The sequence below is a fragment of the Rhodoferax sp. genome, assembly GCF_034520025.1.
In the GTDB taxonomy this organism is placed as follows: Bacteria; Pseudomonadota; Gammaproteobacteria; order Burkholderiales; family Burkholderiaceae_C; genus Allorhodoferax.
This window is the reverse complement of the sequence record NZ_JAXHNZ010000002.1, coordinates 1752155-1775221: the sequence shown is the minus strand read 5'-3', so window position 1 is coordinate 1775221 and position 23067 is coordinate 1752155. Positions and strand designations below refer to the sequence as shown.

The following is a 23067-nucleotide window of genomic DNA, read 5'->3' as shown; positions in this document are numbered from 1 at the left end:
TCAGGCCGGATAGATTGCACCGAGTATGCGGGCGCCTTGGGCGCCCGTTACTTTTGGCAAACTGGATGGTCGGTGAAGTGAGGTTTGCCGCGCCAGCCAAGCGAAAGCAGTCGCCTCCACTTGCAGTGGTGGCAGGCTTAGAGACGCGGAGCTTTGTACCCCGCATCCCGGCAACAGCGCTTGCAAACGTCGCATGAGTGAGCCGTTATAGGCCCCGCCGCCACACACAGCGACCACTGGGCACGCCGCCATATTTCGCTGTAACGCATCAGCACAGGTGCGCGCTGTGAACTCCGTCAGGGTTGCTTGAATATCGGCGGGGGTGAAGTCTTTGCCCGTGGCGCGCCACGCACTCAAATGGCCCTCCAGCCAAGCGATGTTGAAAAGATCGCGTCCGGTACTCTTGGGGGGGCTCTTTTGCAGGAAGGGCTCCTGCAACAAACGATTCAACAGTTCCGGCAGCACGGTGCCTGATGCGGACCACGCGCCATCCACGTCAAAGTGCTGCCCTATATGGCGATGGCACCACGCGTCCATCAGCGCGTTGCCCGGGCCACAGTCAAAGCCCAGCACTGGGGCCTCTGGAGTGGCATTTAACAGGGTGACATTGGAGATGCCGCCGATGTTCAGCACTGCCAATCGCTCGCCGCGTGGGCTGAAAAAGGCCTGGTGAAACGGTGGCACCAGCGGTGCCCCTTGCCCGCCCGCGGCGACGTCACGGCTACGGAAATCCGCCACTACGTTGATGCCACAGAGTTCAGCGAGAAGTGCAGGCTGATTGAGCTGGGTGGTATAGCCCACGCCGTCAAATTCGCCGGGGCGGTGTCTTACCGTCTGCCCGTGCGCTCCGATCGCTTGCACTGCATTTGCTGTCAGTCCGGTGCTGTGCAGCAGGCCGTCAACCACCTTGGCATAGAGGCGGGCGAGGCCATTGGCAGCGAGTGCACCACGGTGAATTTCATCCGGGCCGCTGGTGTTCAGCGCCAGAAAATTTGCTCGCAATGTGTCAGGGAAGCCAAGCGTCTCATGTGCCAACACTTTGGGGGCATCGCCCCCGAAATCCACCAAAACGCCGTCCACGCCGTCCAAAGACGTGCCGGACATCAGGCCGATGAATAACTCCGACACAGGGGCAGGCGCTTACTCAGCCGAGCCGGGTAGCATCTGTGCTGCGCTGGCGAGCTGGCTACGTACCTGCGCTGCGGCTTGCTCGAAGACCGGCTTCGCGGCAGGCGATACCGGGACGGACTCACTCTGGCGTGCAATCGACAGTGGATCCTGGTGGGCGCCATTGACCCGGAATTCAAAGTGCAAATGCGGGCCCGTAGCCCAGCCTGTCGCACCCACCGCACCGATGTTCTGCCCCTGGCTCACTGCCTGGCCTTTCTTGACGTTGATGCGACTCAGGTGCGCATATACCGTGGTTTGGTTGTTGCGGTGTTTGACCATCACTACATTGCCAAAGCCACCTTGCACACCTGCAAAATCGACCACGCCATCGCCCACCGTCCGTACGGGGGTGCCGGTTGCCGCGGCGTAGTCCACACCCAAGTGCGCGCGCCATGTTTGCAAAATGGGGTGAAAGCGCATTTTGAAGCCACTGGTCACCCGCGAGAACTCCAAGGGCGAAGCCAAAAAAGCACGGCGCAAGCTCTCGCCCCCTAAGGTGTAATACGCACCTTTTCCAGCTGCCACGGGGTCCGCGAACCACATGGCTTGGAAGGGTTTGCCTGCGTTCACAAACTCGGCACTCAGCACCCGGCCTGCGCGCAAAGGTTCGCCGTCGCCCTCCAGCGCTTCGTAAATCACCGAGAAGCGGTCGCCCTTGCGCAGCGCCCGGTGAAAGTCGATGTCGCCGGCGAAAATTTCAGCGACTTGCGTAGCCACCGAATCGGGCAGGCGCGCGTCGTCTGTCGCTGCAAACAAGGAGCTGTTAATGATGCCGCTGGCGAGCCGTGTGTTGGCCACCAGGGGCAGTGTTTCTGTGCGGGCTCTGAAGCCGCCAGCAGTTTTTTCGATGGTCAGGCGCTTAAACGTGCCGTCGTCATTCGGGCTCCAGCGTGCGCTGAGCTTTTCCAGGCCTTGTTCCGCGTTGACTTCAGCAGTGACGTTGCGGCCACCGCGGCCCAACAGTGCAGACTGGCTTTGGCTGTCTGCCCGCAAAAATGCAGCGACTTGCGGATCGACTACGCCCAAGCGCTTGAGCAGGGTGTCGGCAGTGTCGCTTGAGCGGGTTGTTTCGGTGCGATACAAGCGCATGGCCTGATCGCTGATGTCGTTTCCATAGGCTGCAAGCGATTCACTTTGCACCACTTCAACCACGGTGCGCACCGGCAAATCCGAGGCATCAGGCGCCAATGTGGCTACCGCGAAGGTGGCGCCCGTGCCGCCGATCAACAGGGCAGCAATGGCGGCAGTAATTTGTTTGGGGTACAGCTGGATGAAGGCCGTGGCACGCGCCACGCACAACTCAACAGCCTGGTTCAGTCCATGCTTCAAATCAAAGACTCCGGTGTGGGGGATGCGGCCCGACTAAAATCCAGCCGCTGGCAACGGAAGCGTTGCGTAAAGGAGCGGGTAGTATAGCCGCCGCGCCTGTTTCGGCCACAAGAAAAACCCTTATGAATCAAGCCTTAAGCCCCCAATTAGTTGTAAGCGATCGTGTGCGTGAGGCCCTTGCGGTCACCCTGCGCGGCGTAGAAGAATTGCTTCCGCAAGACGAGTGGGTGAAAAAGCTCGCCAAGTCAGAAGCCACCGGCAAACCGCTGCGCATCAAGCTGGGGCTGGACCCGACCGCGCCTGACATCCACATCGGCCACACCGTGGTGCTCAACAAGATGCGCCAGTTGCAAGACTTGGGCCACACGGTCATCTTTTTGATTGGTGACTTCACCAGCATGATCGGCGACCCGTCCGGCCGCAACAGTACGCGCCCGCCACTGACGGCCGAGCAGATCAAGGTCAACGCCGAGACCTACTACCGCCAAGCCAGCCTGGTGCTGGACCCTGCCAAAACCGAAATTCGCTACAACAGCGAGTGGAGCGATCCACTGGGTGCGCGCGGCATGATCCAGCTGGCGAGCCGCTATACCGTGGCCCGCATGATGGAGCGTAATGATTTCCACGACCGCTTCAAGGCTGGTACCCCCATTGCGGTGCATGAATTCCTCTACCCTTTGATGCAGGGCTACGACTCGGTGGCGCTGGAAAGCGACCTTGAGCTAGGCGGTACTGACCAGAAGTTCAACCTGCTCATGGGCCGCACCCTGCAGGCCGAATACGGCCAGGAGCCCCAGTGCATCTTGACCATGCCGCTGCTCGAAGGGCTGGACGGCGTCGAGAAGATGTCCAAGAGCAAAAACAATTACATTGGCATCTCGGAAGAGCCCAACACCATGTTCGCCAAGGTGCTGAGCATCTCTGATGTGCTGATGTGGAAGTGGTACACGCTGCTAAGCTTCAAGAGCGAGGCAGAAATCGCCGCGCTCAAGGCCGAAGTCGAAGGCGGGCGCAACCCCAAAGATGCCAAGGTGGCGCTGGCCAAGGAGATCACGGCCCGCTTTCACAGCGCTGCTGCGGCCGATGCGGCAGAGCAAGACTTCATTAACCGCAGCAAGGGTGGCATCCCGGACCAGATCGACGAAATCACCTTGTCTTTGGGCGAAGGGGGTGCGGCGGTAGGCATCGGCGCGCTGCTGAAGTCTGCAAACCTGGCCGCCTCCAGCGGCGAAGGTAACCGCTTGATTGACGGTGGTGGCGTGCGTGTAGACAGCAATGTGGTCAGCGACAAGGGCTTGAAGCTAGGCGCGGGCACCTATGTTCTTCAAGTGGGCAAGCGCAAATTTGCCCGCGTGACGCTGGCGTAATTGCTCCTATTTTCATAGCTGCTTGCGCATGTTTTATAAGGGCTGGAGGCCAAAAACACCATGATCTCGGTCGTGCAGCGCGTTCGCCGCGCACAGGTGGTGGTGGGCGGCGCAACGGTGGGCAAGATTGTGCAAGGCCTGCTGGTATTGGTCTGCGCCGAGCAGGGTGATACCGAAGCGCAGGCCGACAAGCTCTTGTCCAAGTTGCTCAAGCTGCGCATCTTTAGCGATGCAAACGGCAAGATGAACCGCAGCGTGCAAGATCTGGACGGCGCAGGCCAGCACGGTGGCTTGCTCCTTGTGAGCCAGTTCACGCTGGCTGCGGATACCTCCGGCGGCAACCGGCCCAGCTTTAAGGCGGCTGCTGCGCCCGATGAGGGGCGGCGTTTGTATGACTACTTTGTGGCCCAGGCCCGCACCGCGCACTCCATTGTGCAGACCGGCATATTCGCCGCGGACATGCAGGTGGAGCTTGTCAATGACGGGCCAGTGACGATTCCCATGCGGGTGGCGCCTATCGAGGCCGCATCACGTTCGCTTGACTACCTTTAGCAGCCGCCGGTCTCCTCAAACCCGACATAGCGCACAAAGGTGTCGTGGGCTTCGCGCACTGATTTCACGTCGTTTGCCACAAAGCTTTCATCCGGGTAACCCGTGGCGATGCAGATCATGATGTTCTGGTCGTCGGGAATGCCCGCATGCTCGCGCACTACAGCGGACTGCATGATGCCTTGACCGTTGATCACGCAACCCAAACCGCGCTCCCACGCGGCGAGCACGATGGCATGAGACAGGGCACCCAGGTCGAATTGGCTGATGGCCGCAGGTTCCAGGTATTTGTCATAGGTCAGCACCAAGGACACGGGTGCATCGAATTGCCGGAAGCCGCGCATCACCCAGTCAGTGCGTCGGGCCTTGTCGTCGCGTTCGATGCCCATCGCGTCGAACAGCTGTACCGCAATGTCGATTTGACGCCTGCGGTGAACGCCTTCGTACGCTTCTTTCATCGGGAAATCGCGCTTGGGGGGCACCCCCGCCAACATGTTGTGCGTATTTCCTTCACGAATACGGTCTAGCGGCGCACCGGTGACGACATGGACATGCCATGGCTGGGTGTTCATGGACGAAGGCGCCCACTTGGCGACTTCAATAATTTCGCGAATGAGGTGACGCGGCACGGGCTTTTGCAGGTAGCCACGGATGCTTTTGCGTGCTTGGATGAGTTCGGTAAATTCCATCGCTCCATTGTGATGGCTCATGGGTCCGGGAGCAGTCGCCTTGGTGGCGCAGGCACGCCGGTTCATTCATGGCGAAGGCCCCTGCGCGTGCGGGCTCTTGCGCATGGATTCAAGGACCCCATCGCGCATCGTCTCGATAATCCGGCCATGAAAATCGCACTTGCTATTGCCACCGTATTTCTCGCCTTGTTGTGGACCGGCTTTATCGGCCTCTCGGCGGCCTTGGCCAGTTGGGTGGCAGGTCAAGGCGTGGATTTGCAGGGCGGGCTTCAGACCATCGCCCAATGGCCGCTGCCACCATGGATTGCGCTCTGGACAGACGCAGGCACCGCAGAAGCAGTGCGCGCGACCATCGTGTGGTCCGTGGAAGTGCTCGCCGCTGTCATGCCGTGGATCACGCCGCTGCTGGACTGGGTGGCCCCGCTCTTGTGGGTGATCTGGGCTTTCGGCATGGTGGGCTTGGTGGTGCTGGCTGCGGTGGGCTTGCTGCTGATCGGCCGCATGCGCAAACGTACGAACATCGCTAGGACGCGTTACGCGGATTGATAGAGGGGCGCAGGTCATCCCTCGCAAGGAATAATCCGTAGGAAAAGCCGCCTTGGGCGCTTTGCGCAGGTCAAGGAGGAGCGCGAAGCGCGGGGGACACAGAGCAAAGCGCCCAAGGCGGCTGCTCCGGAGCGCACCACCAACAAGGATCAATAGGGGTTCTTGAACCCCAACCGCGCCATGATCTCGCTCTCGCGCAGCTCCATCACTTCCGCGTCTTCGTCCAGCTCGTGGTCCCAGCCCTGCGCGTGCAGGGTGCCGTGCACGATCATGTGGGCGTAATGGGCTTCCAGCGTTTTCTTTTGCTCTTTGGCTTCTTTGGCAATCACCGGCGCGCACAGCACCAAGTCTGCGGTGACAGGCTCTTGCGTGTAGTCGAAGGTCAGCACGTTGGTGGCGTAGTCCTTCTGGCGGTATTCGCGGTTCAGCGTCTGGCCCTCTTCGGCGTCCACGATGCGCACGGTGATTTCGCCGTCCACCTCCAGGGTGTTGCGGATCCAGCGGATGACTTTGTGGCGCTTGAGCGCCTCGCGGTGCTCGTCTATGTCTTGGATCTTGCCGAATTGCAGGGAGAGACTGAGTTCTGGGAGCATGGGTTTCATCATTGCAAAAAAGGTTTAGCTACGGCGCACGGTTCGTGATGCACTGCGGGTCTTGGGCAGGCCCACGCGGGGGAGTTCGGGCTCCGGCTCGGGAATCGTAATTTGCGGCAGGTCTTCCAGCCGCGCCGCCTCATAGGCGTCCACGATGCGGGCCACCAGCGGATGGCGCACGATGTCAGAACTGGTAAGGCGGGTGATGGCAATACCCGGCGTGCGGCGCAGCACGCGCTCGGCTTCCACCAAGCCGCTCATCTGCGCCTTGGGCAGGTCGATCTGGGTGAGGTCGCCCGTGATCACCGTTTTGGTGCCGAAGCCCACGCGCGTCAAAAACATCTTCATCTGTTCGGGCGTGGTGTTTTGTGCCTCGTCCAGAATCACAAAGGCGTTGTTCAGTGTGCGCCCGCGCATGAAGGCCAGGGGTGCAATTTCAAGTTGCTGGCGCTCAAAGGCCTTGTGCACCTGGTCGTAGCCCATCAGGTCGTAGAGCGCGTCGTACAGGGGACGCAGATACGGGTCCACCTTCTGGTTCAGGTCGCCGGGCAGAAAGCCCAAGCGCTCGCCCGCTTCCACAGCGGGGCGGGTCAGCACAATCCGCTGCACCGAGCTGCGCTGCAGCGCGTCCACTGCAGCGGCGACTGCCAGATAGGTCTTTCCGGTGCCGGCGGGGCCAATGCCGAAGGTAATGTCGAACTCGGCAATGTTGTCCAGGTACAGTGCCTGGTTCTGGCTGCGGGGTTTGAGATCCGCACGGCGGGTGGACAAAGTCGGTCCGTCAGCACCCAACTCGCCATCGCCGCTGAGCATGAGCTGCACGGTAGAGGCGGCAATCGGCCGGCCGGCAATCTCGTACAGGGCTTGCAGCATCTCCATGGCGCGCTGAGCTTTGGCCTTAGCGCCTTCCACCTTGAACTGCTCGTGGCGGTGGGCGATTTTGACTTCCAGCTCGCGCTCGATGGTGCGCAGGTGTTCGTCGGTCGGCCCGCACAGGTGCGAGAGACGCGTGTTGTTCAGCGGGGTGAAGATGTGTTTGAGAATCAAGCTGATAATCCGGCAAAGCAGGGGACTGCGAAGGGGCGCCACACGAGCGCTACCCCTGCATTGTCCCCAATTTGATCCGAACCGTGGCCTCGCTGGCCATCCACCACTCCAAGAACCCCGGACTCCGCACCATGATCGGCAAACTCACAGGCATCGTCAGCGACAAAAACCCACCGCAAGTCATCATCGACTGCGGCGGCGTGGGCTACGAGGTGCAGGTGCCCATGAGCACCTTCTACAACCTGCCCGCCGACGGCAACAAGGTCACGCTGCTTACCCACTTTGTGGTGCGGGAAGACGCACAAATTCTGTACGGTTTTGCCACCAGCACCGAGCGCGAGGCGTTCCGGGAATTGATCAAGATCTCTGGTGTGGGGCCGCGTACCGCCTTGTCCGTGCTGTCAGGCATGGACGTGGGCGACTTGGCACAGGCGGTCACCTTGCAGGAGGCGGGCCGCTTGATCAAGGTGCCGGGCATTGGCAAGAAAACGGCTGAGCGCTTGCTGCTGGAGCTCAAGGGCAAGTTGGGTGCAGACCTTGGGGCGCCTCTGGGCGCCGTGGGCGATGCGCAGTCTGACATCCTGCAGGCGCTGCTGGCTCTGGGCTACAGTGACAAGGAAGCGGCCGCCGCACTCAAGGCCCTGCCCAAAGATGTGGGTGTCAGCGAAGGCATCAAGATGGCGCTGAAGTCATTGGCCAAATAGGCCTCTAGCGCAGGTTTTGATTGCGCCCGCAGCTATATTTTTGATAGCAATTCGCTTCGTGCCGCCTTATTGCGCTTCACGCACAGGCCGGCCATTCGTTCGCTGCACAGGGCGGGCATTTTGCGGATAGAGCTGGGTGAATAGGCGCAGTTGCTGCGCGCTGAGGGCTGCGGGCTGCTTTAAAACGAGCCACAGCACCCCTTCGGTGCAAGGCGGTGTCGTCAACGAGCCCATGTACTGAAAATACCGGGTGTCTGACGGGAGCAGCTCGCTCAGATTCAAGGTGGATCGCGGCATTTCCACACGGTCGCCTACATCGAGTGGCATGTAGGTCCACACTTTTTCAATCAGGGGGTTCGGTTCGCCCGGGTCCAAAGAGACGGCGACTATGGCGAGCTGGCCCTGCTCATTCTGGTGGTGCAAGTGGGCCACCATCGAGAAGCGGCGGTAGTTGATCGCCATCTCGGACGGGCTGTGGAAGTCCACATGGACCAAGCGGTAGCGCGAGCCGCGCACAAAAATCGAGTTGACCCCATCGACATCGACCCGGATGGTGCGTCCGGTGTTGATGACGACGCCTTGGCTGGGAAGGTAGCTGAACTCGATGGGCTCTGCGGGCCCCTGCAAAGTGCTGCCCTCTTCAATGTTGATGGGCGATTGGCGCTGGCCGTTGGCACACAACTGGTAGTCGGGGCGGAGTTGCCCCCAGGCTTGCGGACCGCTATCCCCCTCGTAAGACCAAATGGGCGGCATAGCCGGCATGCCAGCAGGCGCGGTCAGCACCGGCAAGGCGGGCCCAATGCTGGTGCCCGCCATCGCAGCGGCGCGCGCCTCGATGTACTGGCGGCTGCTTTGGCCGCCTGAGCCGCTGGCGTCGCTGTTTTTGCTGGGCGCTTTGTTGCGCGCCGGGGCGGTGGGTGAACCGCCGGCTCCGGGCACTTTGGAGACGTTGATCAGCAGTTTCTTTTTGCCCATCACGTCTTTGCCCAAGGCTTCACGCAGCTGGTCGCCGACCTCTTTGGGGTTGGAGGCGCTGGTGGCCGATATCTCACCCACCACGGGCTTTTTGGCAGGCTTCGCATCGTTGGCCCACACCGGCGCTATACACAGGCTGACAGCCAATAGTGCAGCCCACGGTGTGCCCAAGCGCAGTGGTCGCAAGCGTGGCCGGTAGAGTTCAAGGGAGCGGGGTATCAACGGTGGGCCTTTCAAACACTGGCAGGAGTTGGCGGCGGCGCCTGGCCTCAGCTGACACAGTGGTGTTGTGATGGGTATCGGCAGTCGGTCCGGTTCTCTTAAGTCCGGCATGGCGCGCGCTATAGTGGGCACCCCGTTTGGGTATCTTGTTTTTTCTGCTTGGATAGGCCGCTGCTGTGAGCATTCAGACCGACGATTTTGCTGTTCCCCCGCCGCCTGCGCCCCGCGTAGTGTCGGCCGCGCCTGTGTCTAACAGCGAAGAGGCCATCGAACGCGCCCTGCGCCCCAAGCTGCTCGATGAGTATGTGGGCCAGGCAAAGGTGCGCGAGCAGCTGGAAATTTTCATCGGCGCTGCCAAAAAGCGGGACGAAGCGTTGGATCACGTGCTGCTGTTCGGCCCGCCCGGTTTGGGCAAAACCACGCTGAGCCACATCATTGCCCACGAGCTCGGCGTGAACCTGCGCCAGACCTCTGGCCCGGTGCTCGAAAAGCCAAAAGATTTGGCCGCGCTGCTGACCAACCTGGAAAAGAACGACGTTCTCTTCATCGATGAAATCCACCGCCTCTCTGCGGTGGTGGAAGAGATCTTGTACCCCGCGCTGGAGGACTACAAGATCGACATCATGATCGGCGAGGGTCCGGCCGCCCGCTCCATCAAGCTCGACTTGCAGCCTTTCACGCTGGTGGGCGCCACCACCCGCGCCGGCATGCTGACCAACCCGCTGCGGGACCGCTTCGGCATCGTAGCGCGGCTGGAGTTTTATACGAATGAGGAACTGGCCCGCATCGTGAAGCGCAGTGCCGGTTTGCTGGGTGTGCCCATGGATGAGGACGGTGGTTTCGAGATCGCCCGCCGTTCGCGCGGCACACCGCGGATTGCCAACCGCCTGCTGCGCCGCGTGCGCGACTTTGCCGAGGTCAAGGGCGACGGCAAGATCACTCTCGATATTGCCAACCGCGCACTGGCCATGCTGGATGTGGATCCGCAAGGCTTTGACCTGATGGACCGTAAGCTGTTGGAGGCCGTGATTCACCGCTTCGATGGCGGCCCCGTGGGGCTGGACAACATAGCCGCCAGCATCGGCGAAGAGCGCGAAACCATTGAAGACGTGATCGAGCCCTACCTGATCCAGCAGGGCTACCTGCAGCGCACCCCGCGCGGCCGCATTGCCACGCTGGCGGCCTACCGCCACTTGGGGGTGACCGCACCAGCGGGTCCTGCGGTGGATTTGCTGGGCGACTAATCGATCGCGTTGGCGGCAGCCTTACCGGCGGGGCGTGCAAAGTGCACGATCAACAGCTGCGCAGCAAAGTAAGTCACCAAAATCCAGAACGATGCCAGCGGCACCGGCATCAGGAACTTGTTGACCGCGATCAGCGCGTCACTCGCCATGAAGATGCAGGCGCCCAAAGCCACGCGCGCCGCAGCCGCATCACCCAATGTGCTGGCTCTGCCCAAGGCTTGTGAGGTCATCAGGCAAATCACCGTGATGTAGGCCGCCACAGCGATTTGCAGGCCCATGTCGGGCAAGTGGCTCCACAGCACGGCATACACTCCGGCGCCAACGGCCAGCACACTTTGCAACGCCCTGCGGTTAGCAAACCACGGCGCATCCTGCCGGAACAGGGCGATGTAGAAGGCGTGCGCCACCAGAAACGCTGCCAGCCCGGGAATGAAATAGTCGCCGGGCTGCATCAGAAACACATCACCGGCCAGCGAAAATGCCAACGCCGCAAGTAGCAGACTAGTCGATTTGAAGTGTTTTTGTTCACTGGCGCTCATGAAATAAGCGCGAGTTGCTACAAAAATAATAGCGATTGTCATCACCAACGGTTTGGCTAGTAAGTGGCCAGGCAGCAGGTCCACGGCACTCAGGCTCGCCCAAGCCGCAGTCTCTACTGCCAACACTTCCAGCGTGCTCAGGCCATGTTGCATGAATCGGCCTACCGCCCATACCGAGGCAAACAGACCCGAAGCGTAGAGCGCAGCATCGGTAAAGCTCAGGCTGTCCGCCACCCACAAAAATGCCGCCACAGCACCCAGCAGAGCTAAGAACTGAAGGCCTGCGAACCAATGCTGGCGGGTGCTTAAGGGTGGGTTAAACGTCTGCACTTGCTCCAAGCAGAATGCGGGTTTGGGATGGGCCGCGGCCAGGTCTGCCGGTTGCCAGCCCGGCGGCATGAACCAGATGCGCAGCTTGTCGACCCAGCGGCGGGTGGCCCAGCTGTCTTTGGCCAGACCCCAGTAAACCTCGGCATTGGCCCAGACCGGGTCCCAGCTGTTGAGCGCGCCGCGGGTGCCGTACACGCAGGGCTCATCTTCCTCACGGAAAGTGCCAAACATGCGGTCCCACAGCATCAGGATGCCTCCGTAGTTTTTGTCGATGTATGGGTCGTTCACTGCGTGGTGCACCCGGTGGTTGCTGGGTGAGCAAAACACGCGGTCAAACCAGCCTAGCTTGCCCACCTGCTCGGTGTGCACCCAGAACTGGTAAAGCAGGTCGATCAGCGCCACGATGCCGAAAATCAGCGGTGGCACCCCGGCTATAGCCATCGGCAGGTAAAACACCCAGCCGAACAATGCCCCGCTGCTGGTCTGGCGCAAAGCGGTCGACAGGTTGTAGTGCTGGCTCTGGTGGTGCACCACATGGGCCGCCCAGAACAGCGCCACCACGTGGCCGGCGCGGTGCAGCCAGTAGTAGCAAAAATCGTAAAACACCAGCGCCAGCACCACGCCGTACCAGGTGCTCCAGAACGCAAGGTCGGGGTACAAGGCCACGGCTTTGAACACTGCAGCATAAATGCCCACGGCAAGCACTTTGCTGAGCACCCCTGCCACCTGGCTCAGGATGCCGAGGCTGATACTGTTGATCGCGTCGTTGAGGCGATAGGCCCGGCTGCCCGGCACGCGGGCGTTGGCACGTCGGCTCCAGGCGAACTCTAGGGCGATGAGGAGGAAGAAAACCGGGGTGGCGAAAACGATGATTTTGCTCATGCAGCATTTTTTCCGAGCAAGCGCTTGGTGCTGATCGGGGGAACCCTAGGCCGCGCTGGGGGTGGACGTCTATTTTTGTCCGCGGAAATCGCGCCACTGCAGCCGGGTGAACCAGCCGGTGATGCTGCCTAGCGCCGCATAAAAGGCCAACAATGCCCAATCCATCGCCGGAAAGTCCCACACATAGCCCAGCACCGCTGCCACGCTGATCACGCACAGCAGTCCGGAGAGCAGCGCAAAAATCAGCGCAAGAAAGTGTTCCACGCCTGACTTGACGTTGTCCATCGTCTGCCGGGTTTCCTGCCACGCATCGGCTGCATCAGCCAAGGGGCTTTGGGCTTGTGCGGCCATGGCTTGGCCCACATTGCCTTGCTGGACCAGCGCCGCAAAGTCGCCTTGGCGGGGGCGACTTGCCCGCTTGCGCCACCACAGGCTGAAGAACACGGCAGCGATGACCGCGATGATGATGCCGGCGTAAAGCAACTGGTCTTGCCACGGGACCGAGCCTGCGTGCAAGGCGTAGTGGAGCATGGCGGTTTTACTTAAGTATTAGGTGGTAGTTTCATCGAGCACGTCGTCTTCCAAGTGGCGTGCGTCGCCCCAGCCGACCAGGCTCAGTCCGTCGGGCGTCCACAGCAACCGGTTGATGGCCGCGTTGCCCAAGTGCCAAGTGCGCGGGGCATGGAGCTCCTGTCGGGTGGCCAGGCGGTAGAGCATGTCCATCACACCGCCGTGGGCGACCAGCACGATATGTTCACCCGGATGGCGTGCGGCGATGCCATCCACCGTGGTCTGCACGCGGGCCAGCAGCTGGGTAGGCGTTTCACCACCGGGTGGCGCGAAGTGCGGGTCGCGCTGCTTCCAGCGGCGGGACTCATCGGGCCATTTCTCAGCAATGTCCGCCCAAGTCTCGCCCTCGAAGGTGCCAAAGCTCCGCTCGCGCAAGCCGGTGTGCAGTTGCACCTCGTGCGCTGTCGGGTTGGTTGCGTGTCGGGCAATGGCTTGGGCCGTGGTGTGGGCGCGTTGCAGGTCGCTGCTGTAGATCCGGTCTATGGATTCCTCTGCCAAGGCCTTGCCCACCCTCTCGGCTTGCCACAGGCCACGGTCGTTTAGGCCTATGTCGAGCTGGCCTTGGATGCGGGTGTCCACATTCCAGGCGGTTTCGCCGTGGCGCACTGCGATGATGCGGGTGACCGGCATTAAGGGTTCTCTTTGTTCGCGGCCGGTAACTCCACCACCACTTTGCGCTGCACCGGCATGGGGTAGTCCTTAAGCGCGGCTTCCAGCATGGGGGGCAGCAGGTTCAGGGTATCGCGCCACGGGCCATCAAAAACGGCGGTGGTCTCATAGGCCACCTGGCTGGTCGTGCTGTCACGCAGTGTCAAGTGCACCCGATGGCGATACCAAGGCACCTCGATGTCGGGTGTCAGGGGTCGGTCTTCGTAGAGCCGTCCATCTGCGCCCCGGATGAACCGCGAACGTGGCGGCCGGTAGTGCGGGTTGCGGATGCTGTCCACCCCCAACCCGACCATCACCAAGTAGCGGCCCGATGCGTCATTGCGCATCACGCCCACGCGCTCCAGGGCTTCCTGGGTCAAGTTTTCTATCGTGTCCTGGGCGCTGCTGTTTTGTTTGGAGGGCAGGCGCTCAAACCGGAAGTCTGCCGGGCTGACGGGTGCGGTGGCGCCGGCAAAGCTCTGCACGTCGCTGTCGATCATGCGCGGCAAAGAGCAGCCCGTGAGCGCAGCTGCCAGCACCACAAGGGCCGGTAGGCGCCAGGTTCGGAGGTTCGAAAGCATCAGCAGTCTCCCAGTGGGGCTTGTGGCCGTGGCTTACAGGTTGACCACTTGCATTCCGGGCAAGCCCGCCAAGCCGGGCAAGGTGGGGGCGGGTAGGTCTTCGGCGTCAAAAGCCTTGTCACCATTCTCGTCGGCAATGCCGGTAGGGCGGATGTTCTTGAAGTCGTGCTTGGTGTGGTCCATCAGGTGTGATGGAACCACGTTTTGCAGCGCGGTGAACATGGTTTCGGCGCGGCCGGGGTATTGTTTTTCCCAGTCGCGCAGCATGTTGCCGATTTGCACCCGTTGCAGGTTGGTCTGGCTGCCACACAGCGAGCACGGGATGATGGGGAACTCGCGATGCGCCGCCCAGCGGATCAGGTCTTTCTCGGCCACATAAGCCAGCGGGCGGATCACTACGAATTCGCCGTTGTCGCTGGTCAGCTTGGGGGGCATGCCCTTGAGCTTGCCACCGAAGAACATGTTCAGGAAGAAGGTTTGCAACATGTCGTCGCGGTGGTGGCCGAGTGCGAGCTTGTTGCATTTGAGCTTGCGTGCCACGTTGTACAAAATGCCCCGGCGCAGACGGCTGCACAGGCTGCACATGGTCTTGCCTTCTGGGATATTGCGCTTGACGATAGAGTAGGTGTCCTGCGTCTCGATGTGGAACTCCACGCCCAGCTTGGCCAGGTACTCGGGCAGGATGTGTTCAGGAAAGCCGGGTTGCTTCTGGTCGAGGTTGACCGCCACGATCTCGAAGTTGATCGGTGCGCGCTGCTGCATCTTGAGCAGGATATCGAGCATGCCGTAGCTGTCTTTGCCGCCCGACATGCAGACCATGACGCGGTCGCCTTCTTCGATCATGTTGAAGTCGATGATGGCTTGGCCGACTTGGCGGCACAGGCGCTTCTCGAGCTTGTGGGTTTCGCGCTCGATCTTGAGTTCTTTGTTGCGGTTGGCGGTGGCTTCTGCAGCCTCCGCGTCGGCGATGGTGTCTTCTTCAACCCATGTGGCGTTCATAGTGTTCTCTTTCCTTGTTGCAGTGTTCGCGCGGCGGGGTGGCTTACCACTGCCCGGTTTCCATGCGGATGGCAACTTCACAGTCTTCAAAAATTTCCAGTTTGGCGATCTTGACCCGCACGCCCAGCACGCCGGGCAATTGCATCAATCGGTGGGCCAGTTTGCCGATCAGCGTTTCCAGCAGGTTCACATGCTCTGCTGTGCACTCCGTGATGATGATTTGGCGCACCTTGCGGTAGTCCAGCACATGGTTGATGTCATCGTCATGCGGTAACAGGGGTTGGGTGCCCAGACTCAGCTCGGCGTCCACTTGAATGGGTTGTGGCGCGAGCTTTTCTGATTCCAGAATGCCCAAGTTGGCGTCAAACCGCAGGCCCGTGAGGGTCAAAGTTTGGTGACCGGTGCCGGCCTTCATGCTCTCATCACGCATTGGCGCCTTTCATTCGGAATACTTCAACGCCTACCCCCGCACAGTCGGGGTACACGTCAGGTTTTTGGGTGGACAGGCGCACGGCGCGCACTTGCGGGTGCGCCAGCATCTGCTGTACGAGCTCATCGCACAAGGTTTCTTGCAGTTCGACATGGCCTCGCGCCACGCGGCTGGCAATCAGCTGCCGCACAAAGTCGTAGTCCACTACCTCAGAGAGGCTGTCGGAGGTGGGTGTGCTGCCCTCAAAAGGCACGAACAGCTCCACATTGAAAATCAGCCGCTGGGTGACCCCTTTTTCAAAGTCGTGCGCACCGATGCGCACCTGCACCACATGGTCCTTTAAAAAAAGGCGGCGGCATTCCAGCGCCAGGGTGACGAACGGGTCATGGCTCATGGGCGTGTAGTCTCAGGTTGGGCGTCAACCGCAAACATCACGTCGCGGGCCAGTGGCACCAGGTGTTGGCCGTTGTCCACGCACAAGGTGGTGCCGGTGATGCAAGGGTTCTCTGCAAGAAACAGGCAGGTGGCGGCCACTTGGCCGGGGTCAATCGGCTCGCGCAGCAAATTTACCCGGGCGGCTTTGTCGAAGTTTTCTTGCGATTGGGGGCCACTCAGAAACATCAGACCCGGGGCCACACCGCATACCCGCACCGCAGGTGCGAGCGCCTGTGCCTGCAGGGCGACCGCCCGCTCGAGTGCGAGTTTGCTGACGGTGTATGAAAAATAATCCGGATTCAGGTTGAACACTTTTTGGTCCAACACGTGAATCACACTGTGCCCGCCCGCCAATGCGTCAGGGTCGAGGCTGTTGGCCATCCAGCGTGACAGCGACAGCGGCGCCATCAGGTTCACTTCGAGTTGTTGGCGTGCGCCCTCGGTGTCGATCGCGTCGCCAGCATCGGGCTCAAAACTGCTGGCGTTGTTGACCAGACAGTGTAGGGGACCTGATTTGACAGCAATCTCGGCAATCAAATCCCTGCGGCTGGTCTCGTCGGCCAGGTTGGCGTAGATCGCATGTGCCTCATGCCCTTGGGTCCGCAGTTGTGCGCAGAGCGCGAGTGCAGCGTCCGCACTGCGTTGGTAATGGCACCAGACCTCCCAACCCGCAGCCGCAAAGCGGGTGCAAATCAAGGCGCCCAAACGGTGGGCGCCGCCGGTAACAAGTACGCGCTTCAACACAAATGATTCCTGAAATGGGAGTGGGGCGAGGGGGAAAGATAATCCTTGGCTTTACGCAACATAAAACAAACATCTATGTCCACGACGGAAAACATTCCGGCCAACCTGACCCGAATTATCGCGGATGCCATCGAGAAAGCCGGTGGATGGTTGGGATTTGACACATTCATGGCCATGGCTTTGTATGCGCCGGGGCTGGGCTACTACACCAATGGCTCGACCAAGTTCGGCCAAATGCCCCAAGGCGTGAGCACCGCAGAGGGCGTGCAGGGCGCGGGTAGTGACTTTGTCACGGCCCCTGAAATCAGCCCGCTGTTCGGTCAGGCACTGGCTCGCCAAGTGGCTCAAATACTGGAGACCACCGGGACAGACGAGGTGTGGGAATTCGGCGCCGGCACCGGTGCGCTCGCGGGGCAGTTGCTTGATGCACTGGGCGACCGAGTGCGCCGGTACACGATTGTGGATCTCTCAGACTCCCTCAAAGCCCGCCAGCGTGAGCGCTTGGCCCGACACGCCGACAAGGTGCAATGGGTGAGCGAACTGCCGGCCACCATGCGAGGAGTGGTGGTGGGCAACGAGGTGCTGGATGCGATGCCGGTTCAGCTTCTGGCGCGGGTGGCCGGCGTGTGGCACGAGCGCGGTGTGGCGCTCTCTGGTGACGGCTTGGTCTGGGCAGACCGCTTGACCGATCTGCGCCCCCCGCTGGAGGTGGATGGCGAGCACGACTACCTGACCGAGATCCACGCCCAAGGCGACGCGTTTGTGCGCACCCTGGCAGATCGCTTGCAGCTGGGCGCGGCCTTGTTGCTGGATTACGGTTTTCCGGAGAGTGAGTACTACCATGTGCAACGCTCCGGCGGCACGGTGATGTGCCACCAAGCGCACCAAGCTGACGCCAATCCGCTGGACCGTGTGGGCCTCAAAGACATTACCGCGCATGTGAACTTCACCGGCACCGCCGTAGCCGCGCAAGACGCAGGCATGGACGTGCTGGGCTACACCAACCAAGCGCACTTCTTGATCAACTGCGGCATGGTCGAGGCCATGCAGTCTCAAGATTTGGCAGCCCGTGTGGCGGCCAGCAAGTTGCTCATGGAGCACGAAATGGGCGAGCTTTTCAAGGTGATTGCCATCGGGCGGGGGGTGGACACGCCCTTGCTGGGCTTTGCCCGTGGCGACCGGACCCACCGGCTTTGATCTGCATCAGTACAAACCCCAGTGGTTGAGGCTACAATCTAAATGCGAATTATTTTTATTCGTGACGGCGTCTGTATATTGCAGTCGCCATAGATTCAAGAGCCCGCTTCATGAAACGCACATTTTTGACTTCCTTTTTCCGGCTCGCCGTATTGGGCGCAGCTATAGGCAGCGCTGCATGGGTGCAAGCGCAATCGGTTACGCCTTCTGCGGAGGGCATCGTGGTGTACAACGCCCAGCATGCCAGCCTGACACAGGCATGGGTCGAGGGCTTTACCAAGGAAACCGGTATCAAGGTGACCCTGCGCCAGGGCGGTGACACCGAGCTGGGCAACCAGTTGGTGCAAGAGGGCGGCTCATCCCCTGCCGATGTGTTTTTGACGGAAAACTCCCCTGCGATGGCGCTGGTGGATGGCGCAGGCTTGTTTGCTCCGCTCGACCCCGCTTCCATCAGCCAAGTGGCACCCAACTTCCGCACAGCCCATGGCCGCTGGGTTGGTATTGCCGCGCGCAGCACCGTGTTTGTGTACCGCAAAACCAAATTCAGCAAAGACCAGTTGCCCAAATCCATCATGGATCTTGCGAAGCCCGAGTGGAAAGGCCGCTGGGCTGCCGCTCAGGCTGGTGCGGACTTTCAGGCCATTGTGAGTGCCATGCTGGAGCTCAAGGGAGAGGCTGCCACCTTGGCCTGGCTCAAGAGCATGAAAGAGAACGTGGTTCCATTCAAGGGCAACAGCATTGCCATGAAGGCAGTGAATGCGGGCCAGGTGGATGGCGCGGTCATTTACCACTACTACTACTACGGCGACATGGCCAAGACCGGCGAGAACAGCGAAAAAGTGGGCCTGCACTACTTCCGCAACGAAGATCCGGGCGCCTTCGTCAGCATTTCCGGTGGTGGCGTGCTGGCCTCCAGCAAGCGCAAGGCAGAGGCTCAGGCTTTCGTGAAGTGGATCACCGGGAAGGGCGGCCAAGAGATTTTGCGAACCGGCTCTTCGTATGAATACGCGGTGGGCCAAGGTGCGGCTTCGCATCGCAGCCTCGTGCCGCTGGCTGACTTGCAGGCCCCCAAAGTCGAGCCGGCCAAGCTCAATAGTCGGAAAGTGTCCGACCTGATGACACAAGCCGGTTTGCTGTAAGCCTTGTTGTGACTACTCTTGCGGTGCATGTCAATGCGCCCCCGGCTCGCAGGGCGCGCCGGGGGCGTTTTTCGTGGGTAGCGGGCGCGGCTTTGCTGGTGTCGGCATTGGCGTTGCTGCCTTTGGCATTTGTCGTCTGGGTCGGCGTTCAAAGTGGCTGGGATGTAGTGGCTGCCCTGGTCTTCCGGCCCCGTGTTAGTGAGCTGTTGCTCAACACCACAGCGCTGGTGGTGTTGACGGTGCCTGTGTGCATCGTGCTATCGCTGGCCCTGGCGTGGTTGACCGAGCGATCCGACCTGCCCGGCGCACGCTGGTGGTCGTGGATTGCCGCAGCGCCCCTGGCTGTGCCGGCCTTTGTGCACAGCTATGCATGGATCAGCGTCGCCCCCGGCATGCATGGCCTGTGGGCGGCGGTTTTGATTTCAGTGGCGGCGTATTTTCCGTTTGTGTATTTGCCGATTGCGGCTGCATTGCGCCGCTTGGACCCGGCCATGGAGGATGCTGCCGCGTCCCTGGGCCTGAGCCCGTGGGCGGTGTTTGTGCGTGTGGTTCTGCCGCAGATGCGCCTGGCAATCTGGGGTGGGGCTTTGCTGGTCGGTCTGCACTTGCTGGCCGAATATGGCTTGTTTGTCACCATCCGGTTTGACACTTTCACCACGGCTATCGTGGACCAGTTTCAAAGCACCTACAACGGCCCCGCCGCCAACATGCTGGCCGGTGTGCTGGTGATTTGCTGTTTCGGGCTTTTGGGCCTGGAGGCCGGCACCCGTGGCCGCGAGCGCTATGCGCGGGTCGGCTCCGGCTCCGCCCGGCAGGTGCCGGTGCAAGCACTCGGGCGCTGGTCGTTGCTATGCCTGCTCTTGCCCGTGGTGACGGCGCTGCTGTCCCTGGGGGTGCCCATGGTGACTTTGAGCCGTTGGCTGTGGGCCGGTGGCGCTGCGGTGTGGAATCTGCCTGAACTACTCCCCGCGGTGTGGCAAACCTTGTTGCTGGCAGGACTGGGCGCAGCCCTGACTACCGTGGCTGCGGTTCCCATGGCGTGGCTGTCGATCCGTGCGCCCGGCAAATTGCAACGCTGGGTGGAGGGGGCCAATTACCTGGCCGGTGCTCTGCCGGGCATTGTGGTGGCTTTGGCGCTGGTCACCATCACGGTGCGGGTGGCGCGGCCTTTGTACCAAACGGTGTTCACGGTCATGCTGGCTTATGCCCTGATGTTTCTGCCCCGTGCGCTGGTCAGCCTGCGTGCCGGCATTGCCCAGGCGCCCAAGGAGCTGGAGCAGGCGGCCCGCAGCCTGGGCCGCTCACCGCTGCAGGCCATGTGGCAGATCACTATGCGACTAGCGGCTCCGGGTGCGGCTTCCGGCTATGCCATGGTGTTCTTGGCCATCACTACCGAGCTGACCGCGACACTGCTGCTCGCGCCCAACGGCACACAAACATTGGCAACCGCCTTTTGGGCCCATAGCTCCGAGATCGACTACGCGGGCGCGGCACCTTATGCCCTCCTGATGGTGCTCTTGTCGCTGCCCCTTACCTGGTTGCTGTATCTCCAATCCCGACGTGTTGCTGGACGATGACTTCTCTTGAACTGCACGGCGTGCACAAATTGTATGGCGCGGTCGCCGCGCTCAAAGGCATACAACTGAGCGTGCACCGGGGCAGCCGCACGGCCATCGTGGGGCCCTCCGGTTCCGGGAAAACCAGTTTGTTGCGCATCATTGCCGGCTTCGAAGCGCCAGACGCTGGCAGGGTCGTGTTGCAAGGCGAGGTGCTGGCCGATGGCCCGGCCATCGTGCCTGCGCACCGTCGCGGTATTGGCTATGTGCCACAAGACGGCGCCTTGTTTCCTCACCTGAGCGTGGCGGACAACGTGGGCTTCGGGCTCGATAAATCGGCACCGGATCGCCAGGCGCGCATTGACGAGTTGATGGACATGGTGTCACTGGACCGCGCGATGCTGCGGCGCCGCCCACATGAGCTATCGGGTGGTCAGCAGCAACGCGTTGCACTCGCCAGAGCACTGGCGCAACGGCCCAAGCTGATGCTGCTGGACGAGCCCTTTTCAGCCTTGGACACCGGCTTGCGTGCATCCACCCGAAAGGCTGTGGCGCAGCTGCTGCAAGCGGCAGGCATCACCACCATTCTGGTGACCCACGACCAGGCCGAGGCGCTGTCATTTGCCGACCAAGTGGCCGTGATGCGGGCTGGCCAGCTCGCACAAGTGGGCGCTCCGCTGGAGGTGTATCTCCGGCCGAAAGACCCAGTCACCGCCAGCTTTTTGGGCGAGGCCGTAGTGCTGAATGCGCGCTTGTCACAAGGGTGGGCAGAGTGTGCGCTGGGCCGCCTTCCCACCGGCGACACCTTGCGCCACGGAGACGGGCAAATACTGTTGCGCCCCGAGCAGCTCAACGTCACCCCCTTAACCAGCACACCGCCATCTGCCGGATCCGGCACCGTGTGTGCGGGCACTGTGGTCGAGTCGGATTTTTGTGGCGCGGTGTGTGAGTTGTCGGTGCAGCTGGACCAAGATGCCGGCGGCACCCTGGTGCATGTGCACAGCGCGGGCCTCGATGCCCCACTCGTCGGTGCCCGCGTGGCTGTATCTGCACGTGGCACAGCCCATGTATTTCCCGCATCCTGAAAACGCGCAGTAACAAGCCAGTAACCCTACAGGGGGGATGCGGGGTAGTATCTGCGCGCCGTTTTAAGGATTGTTTAATCATGCAGACTACCTTGCGAACTGAGACGATTGAGCGCACCGAGCGCCCTTGGGGCTGGTACGAAACTATCTCGGAGGTGCCGGGCAACAAGATCAAGCGCATCGGGGTGCACCCCGGGCAGCAGCTCAGTTTGCAAAAGCACCACCAGCGCGCCGAGCACTGGGTAGTGACCACTGGCACTGCACGAGTCACACTGGACGACCGCCAGTTTGACCTGCAGCCGGGGGAGTATTGCGACATCGCGATCGGCCAAGTGCACCGCTTGGCGAACCTGACCAACGGCCCGGTAGAGATTGTGGAAGTACAGTTCGGCAGTTACTTGGGCGAAGACGATATCGTTCGCCTGCAAGATGACTACGGCCGCGATTGAACTTCCGACCCCCCCCTGTTTTTTCAAGATTTGAGAGCGAGTGCAGCATGGCTTTGACCCACGACATTGAACTGAACATCGCACCCGGCAGCAAGCCGGTTGCCTGCGTAGACATCGGCGGCACCAAGGTGGCAGTCAATATTGCCGACGCCGCAGGTGTGCGTGGCAAAGTCTCTGAGCCCACCGCCAAAGAAGGCTCCAACGACGCTCTGGCACGCCAGATCATCCGCATGGTGGGCGAGAGTTGCGCCTTGGCGGGTGTGGCGGTGGCAGACATTGCCGCCGTGGGCGTGGCCACTTGCGGGCCTTTTGTGATCAATGGCGGCATGGTCGAGCTGGCAGGCCCCAACATCTGTGGCGGCTTGGCCGGCAAGGCCCGCGGCCTTCCCAATGACTGGGTTACCGCGCTGCTGGAGGCGCCGCTCAAAGCCGCTTTCCCCAATGTCCGTGTCGAAAACGATGGCGTGGGCGCCTTGGAGGCCGAGCGCCGCTGGGGCGCTTTGCAAGGTGTTGCCAACTGTGCCTACGTGACGTGGAGCACCGGTATCGGGATGGGCTTGTGCGTGGATGGTCGTATCTTGCGCGGCAAGAACGGCAACGCCGGCCATGCCGGCCACACGTTCGTGAGCACCAACACCGATGCGCTCTGCGGTTGCGGCAATGTGGGCGATGTCGAGGGTTTGGTAGCGGGTAATGCGATTCCGCGTCGCTTCGCCGCCCAAGGTTTTACGGATGCTGCTACTCTTTTTGTAGCGGCTCGCGCAGGTGATCCGGGGGCTACAGCCATAGTGGATGACCTGTGCGATGTGATGGGCCGCACCCTCTACAACATGGTGGTCACGCTTGATCTGGAGCGCATTAGCGTGGGCGGTAGCGTGTTCTGGCACAACCGCGAGTTCTTGTTGCCGAAGCTGCAAGCGTCATTGCAGGGCAAGCTCCCCGCACTGACCAACGGTGTGCAGGTAGTTCCGGCCGGATTGGGCGACAAGGTTGGTGATTACGCTGCTTTGGCGCTGGTAGTGGCCTGATTCTTAAATCACTCTGCGTG

Annotated in this window: 25 protein-coding genes; 11 read left to right on the top strand and 14 right to left on the bottom strand. The window is 61.3% G+C overall.

Features of this window, described 5'->3' with window-relative positions; translation table 11 throughout:
- Both U5L73_RS16765 and U5L73_RS16760 read right to left on the bottom strand, forming a co-directional pair.
- Complete coding sequence (locus tag U5L73_RS16765) at window positions 1–1128, bottom strand: anhydro-N-acetylmuramic acid kinase (RefSeq protein ID WP_322563400.1); 1128 nt, start codon at window positions 1126–1128, stop codon at window positions 1–3.
- Between the two features lie 12 nt (window positions 1129–1140).
- The gene (locus U5L73_RS16760; RefSeq protein WP_322563399.1) at window positions 1141–2499 is read right to left on the bottom strand and encodes a M23 family metallopeptidase; all 1359 of its coding nucleotides are present in this window, start codon (window positions 2497–2499) and stop codon (window positions 1141–1143) included.
- Window positions 2500–2621: 122 nt separating this feature from the next.
- On the opposite strand from U5L73_RS16760, the gene tyrS reads away from it, so the two are divergent.
- Together tyrS and dtd are read left to right on the top strand one after the other, a co-directional pair.
- On the top strand, window positions 2622–3866 hold the full coding sequence (tyrS, locus tag U5L73_RS16755; protein WP_322563398.1) for a tyrosine--tRNA ligase: 1245 nt from the start codon (window positions 2622–2624) through the stop codon (window positions 3864–3866).
- 60 nt (window positions 3867–3926) lie between these two features.
- Window positions 3927–4418, top strand: a complete 492-nt coding sequence (gene dtd / locus U5L73_RS16750) for a D-aminoacyl-tRNA deacylase (protein WP_322563397.1) — start codon at window positions 3927–3929, stop codon at window positions 4416–4418.
- On the opposite strand, the gene U5L73_RS16745 is transcribed toward dtd, so the two are convergent.
- A complete protein-coding gene (locus tag U5L73_RS16745; protein ID WP_322563396.1) occupies window positions 4415–5104 on the bottom strand; it encodes a nitroreductase in 690 nt (229 codons plus the stop codon). The genes dtd and U5L73_RS16745 overlap by 4 nt on opposite strands.
- A gap of 147 nt (window positions 5105–5251) precedes the next feature.
- Between U5L73_RS16745 and U5L73_RS16740 the strand changes: the two genes are divergently transcribed.
- Window positions 5252–5650: a hypothetical protein gene (locus U5L73_RS16740; protein WP_322563395.1), complete on the top strand. Its 399-nt coding sequence runs from the start codon at window positions 5252–5254 to the stop codon at window positions 5648–5650.
- A gap of 149 nt (window positions 5651–5799) precedes the next feature.
- Here U5L73_RS16740 and ybeY read toward each other — a convergent pair whose 3' ends face one another.
- Window positions 5800–6243 (bottom strand): rRNA maturation RNase YbeY, encoded by a 444-nt coding sequence (gene ybeY / locus U5L73_RS16735; RefSeq protein ID WP_322563394.1) that lies wholly within the window; start codon window positions 6241–6243, stop codon window positions 5800–5802.
- 24 nt (window positions 6244–6267) lie between these two features.
- Window positions 6268–7290, bottom strand: a complete 1023-nt coding sequence (locus U5L73_RS16730) for a PhoH family protein (protein ID WP_322563393.1) — start codon at window positions 7288–7290, stop codon at window positions 6268–6270.
- A gap of 131 nt (window positions 7291–7421) precedes the next feature.
- Between U5L73_RS16730 and ruvA the strand changes: the two genes are divergently transcribed.
- Window positions 7422–7994, top strand: a complete 573-nt coding sequence (gene ruvA, locus U5L73_RS16725) for a Holliday junction branch migration protein RuvA (protein ID WP_322563543.1) — start codon at window positions 7422–7424, stop codon at window positions 7992–7994.
- Window positions 7995–8060: 66 nt separating this feature from the next.
- Here ruvA and U5L73_RS16720 read toward each other — a convergent pair whose 3' ends face one another.
- Window positions 8061–9155: a carbonic anhydrase family protein gene (locus U5L73_RS16720; RefSeq protein ID WP_322563392.1), complete on the bottom strand. Its 1095-nt coding sequence runs from the start codon at window positions 9153–9155 to the stop codon at window positions 8061–8063.
- A gap of 212 nt (window positions 9156–9367) precedes the next feature.
- Between U5L73_RS16720 and ruvB the strand changes: the two genes are divergently transcribed.
- Window positions 9368–10435, top strand: coding sequence for a Holliday junction branch migration DNA helicase RuvB (ruvB, locus tag U5L73_RS16715; protein ID WP_313867611.1), 1068 nt, complete (start codon window positions 9368–9370; stop codon window positions 10433–10435).
- Here the strand turns inward: ruvB and U5L73_RS16710 are convergent.
- The 8 genes from U5L73_RS16710 to U5L73_RS16675 all read right to left on the bottom strand — a co-directional run bounded on the left by U5L73_RS16710 (window position 10432) and on the right by U5L73_RS16675 (window position 16593).
- Entirely contained in the window at window positions 10432–12186 is a 1755-nt protein-coding gene (locus U5L73_RS16710; protein ID WP_322563391.1) for a lysoplasmalogenase family protein, read from the bottom strand. The genes ruvB and U5L73_RS16710 overlap by 4 nt on opposite strands.
- 69 nt (window positions 12187–12255) lie before the next feature.
- A complete protein-coding gene (locus U5L73_RS16705) occupies window positions 12256–12717 on the bottom strand; it encodes a hypothetical protein (protein ID WP_322563390.1) in 462 nt (153 codons plus the stop codon).
- 18 nt (window positions 12718–12735) lie between these two features.
- Complete coding sequence (locus U5L73_RS16700) at window positions 12736–13386, bottom strand: histidine phosphatase family protein (RefSeq protein WP_322563389.1); 651 nt, start codon at window positions 13384–13386, stop codon at window positions 12736–12738.
- Window positions 13386–13985 carry a hypothetical protein gene (locus U5L73_RS16695; RefSeq protein WP_322563388.1) on the bottom strand — a complete coding sequence of 200 codons (600 nt, stop codon included), beginning with the start codon at window positions 13983–13985 and terminating at the stop codon, window positions 13386–13388. Before U5L73_RS16695 ends, U5L73_RS16700 begins: the two co-directional genes overlap by 1 nt.
- A gap of 33 nt (window positions 13986–14018) precedes the next feature.
- Window positions 14019–14984, bottom strand: a complete 966-nt coding sequence (ttcA, locus tag U5L73_RS16690; RefSeq protein WP_322563387.1) for a tRNA 2-thiocytidine(32) synthetase TtcA — start codon at window positions 14982–14984, stop codon at window positions 14019–14021.
- 43 nt (window positions 14985–15027) lie between these two features.
- On the bottom strand, window positions 15028–15399 hold the full coding sequence (locus U5L73_RS16685; RefSeq protein WP_313876187.1) for a dihydroneopterin aldolase: 372 nt from the start codon (window positions 15397–15399) through the stop codon (window positions 15028–15030).
- Window positions 15400–15406: 7 nt separating this feature from the next.
- Window positions 15407–15808 (bottom strand): dihydroneopterin aldolase, encoded by a 402-nt coding sequence (locus U5L73_RS16680; protein WP_313874058.1) that lies wholly within the window; start codon window positions 15806–15808, stop codon window positions 15407–15409.
- The gene (locus U5L73_RS16675) at window positions 15805–16593 is read right to left on the bottom strand and encodes an SDR family oxidoreductase (RefSeq protein ID WP_322563386.1); all 789 of its coding nucleotides are present in this window, start codon (window positions 16591–16593) and stop codon (window positions 15805–15807) included. The genes U5L73_RS16680 and U5L73_RS16675 overlap by 4 nt, the downstream gene beginning before the upstream one ends.
- Before the next feature lie 75 nt (window positions 16594–16668).
- On the opposite strand from U5L73_RS16675, the gene U5L73_RS16670 reads away from it, so the two are divergent.
- From U5L73_RS16670 to U5L73_RS16645, 6 genes are all read left to right on the top strand, one after another.
- Entirely contained in the window at window positions 16669–17790 is a 1122-nt protein-coding gene (locus tag U5L73_RS16670) for a class I SAM-dependent methyltransferase (protein ID WP_322563385.1), read from the top strand.
- A 110-nt stretch (window positions 17791–17900) separates the two neighbouring features.
- Window positions 17901–18929 (top strand): iron ABC transporter substrate-binding protein, encoded by a 1029-nt coding sequence (locus U5L73_RS16665; RefSeq protein ID WP_322563384.1) that lies wholly within the window; start codon window positions 17901–17903, stop codon window positions 18927–18929.
- An 8-nt stretch (window positions 18930–18937) separates the two neighbouring features.
- Window positions 18938–20506, top strand: coding sequence for an iron ABC transporter permease (locus U5L73_RS16660; protein WP_322563383.1), 1569 nt, complete (start codon window positions 18938–18940; stop codon window positions 20504–20506).
- Window positions 20503–21570: an ABC transporter ATP-binding protein gene (locus tag U5L73_RS16655; RefSeq protein ID WP_322563382.1), complete on the top strand. Its 1068-nt coding sequence runs from the start codon at window positions 20503–20505 to the stop codon at window positions 21568–21570. The genes U5L73_RS16660 and U5L73_RS16655 overlap by 4 nt, the downstream gene beginning before the upstream one ends.
- Before the next feature lie 80 nt (window positions 21571–21650).
- Window positions 21651–22019, top strand: coding sequence for a phosphomannose isomerase type II C-terminal cupin domain (locus tag U5L73_RS16650; RefSeq protein ID WP_313874052.1), 369 nt, complete (start codon window positions 21651–21653; stop codon window positions 22017–22019).
- A 47-nt stretch (window positions 22020–22066) separates the two neighbouring features.
- Window positions 22067–23047 carry an ROK family protein gene (locus U5L73_RS16645; protein ID WP_322563381.1) on the top strand — a complete coding sequence of 327 codons (981 nt, stop codon included), beginning with the start codon at window positions 22067–22069 and terminating at the stop codon, window positions 23045–23047.
- Window positions 23048–23067 lie beyond the last annotated feature (20 nt).

Bases quoted from the DNA above. Each gene is read 5' to 3' on its own strand.
- U5L73_RS16655 (WP_322563382.1), top strand. From the start codon at position 20,503: ATGACTTCTCTTGAACTGCACGGCGTGCACAAATTGTATGGCGCGGTC.
- U5L73_RS16710 (WP_322563391.1), bottom strand. From the start codon at position 12,186: ATGAGCAAAATCATCGTTTTCGCCACCCCGGTTTTCTTCCTCCTCATC.
- ruvA (WP_322563543.1), top strand. From the start codon at position 7,422: ATGATCGGCAAACTCACAGGCATCGTCAGCGACAAAAACCCACCGCAA.
- U5L73_RS16740 (WP_322563395.1), top strand. From the start codon at position 5,252: ATGAAAATCGCACTTGCTATTGCCACCGTATTTCTCGCCTTGTTGTGG.
- U5L73_RS16645 (WP_322563381.1), top strand. From the start codon at position 22,067: ATGGCTTTGACCCACGACATTGAACTGAACATCGCACCCGGCAGCAAG.
- U5L73_RS16705 (WP_322563390.1), bottom strand. From the start codon at position 12,717: ATGCTCCACTACGCCTTGCACGCAGGCTCGGTCCCGTGGCAAGACCAG.
- U5L73_RS16695 (WP_322563388.1), bottom strand. From the start codon at position 13,985: ATGCTTTCGAACCTCCGAACCTGGCGCCTACCGGCCCTTGTGGTGCTG.
- U5L73_RS16665 (WP_322563384.1), top strand. From the start codon at position 17,901: ATGAAACGCACATTTTTGACTTCCTTTTTCCGGCTCGCCGTATTGGGC.
- U5L73_RS16745 (WP_322563396.1), bottom strand. From the start codon at position 5,104: ATGGAATTTACCGAACTCATCCAAGCACGCAAAAGCATCCGTGGCTAC.
- U5L73_RS16670 (WP_322563385.1), top strand. From the start codon at position 16,669: ATGTCCACGACGGAAAACATTCCGGCCAACCTGACCCGAATTATCGCG.
- tyrS (WP_322563398.1), top strand. From the start codon at position 2,622: ATGAATCAAGCCTTAAGCCCCCAATTAGTTGTAAGCGATCGTGTGCGT.
- dtd (WP_322563397.1), top strand. From the start codon at position 3,927: ATGATCTCGGTCGTGCAGCGCGTTCGCCGCGCACAGGTGGTGGTGGGC.
- ybeY (WP_322563394.1), bottom strand. From the start codon at position 6,243: ATGCTCCCAGAACTCAGTCTCTCCCTGCAATTCGGCAAGATCCAAGAC.
- U5L73_RS16685 (WP_313876187.1), bottom strand. From the start codon at position 15,399: ATGAAGGCCGGCACCGGTCACCAAACTTTGACCCTCACGGGCCTGCGG.
- U5L73_RS16650 (WP_313874052.1), top strand. From the start codon at position 21,651: ATGCAGACTACCTTGCGAACTGAGACGATTGAGCGCACCGAGCGCCCT.
- U5L73_RS16700 (WP_322563389.1), bottom strand. From the start codon at position 13,386: ATGCCGGTCACCCGCATCATCGCAGTGCGCCACGGCGAAACCGCCTGG.
- U5L73_RS16680 (WP_313874058.1), bottom strand. From the start codon at position 15,808: ATGAGCCATGACCCGTTCGTCACCCTGGCGCTGGAATGCCGCCGCCTT.
- ttcA (WP_322563387.1), bottom strand. From the start codon at position 14,984: ATGAACGCCACATGGGTTGAAGAAGACACCATCGCCGACGCGGAGGCT.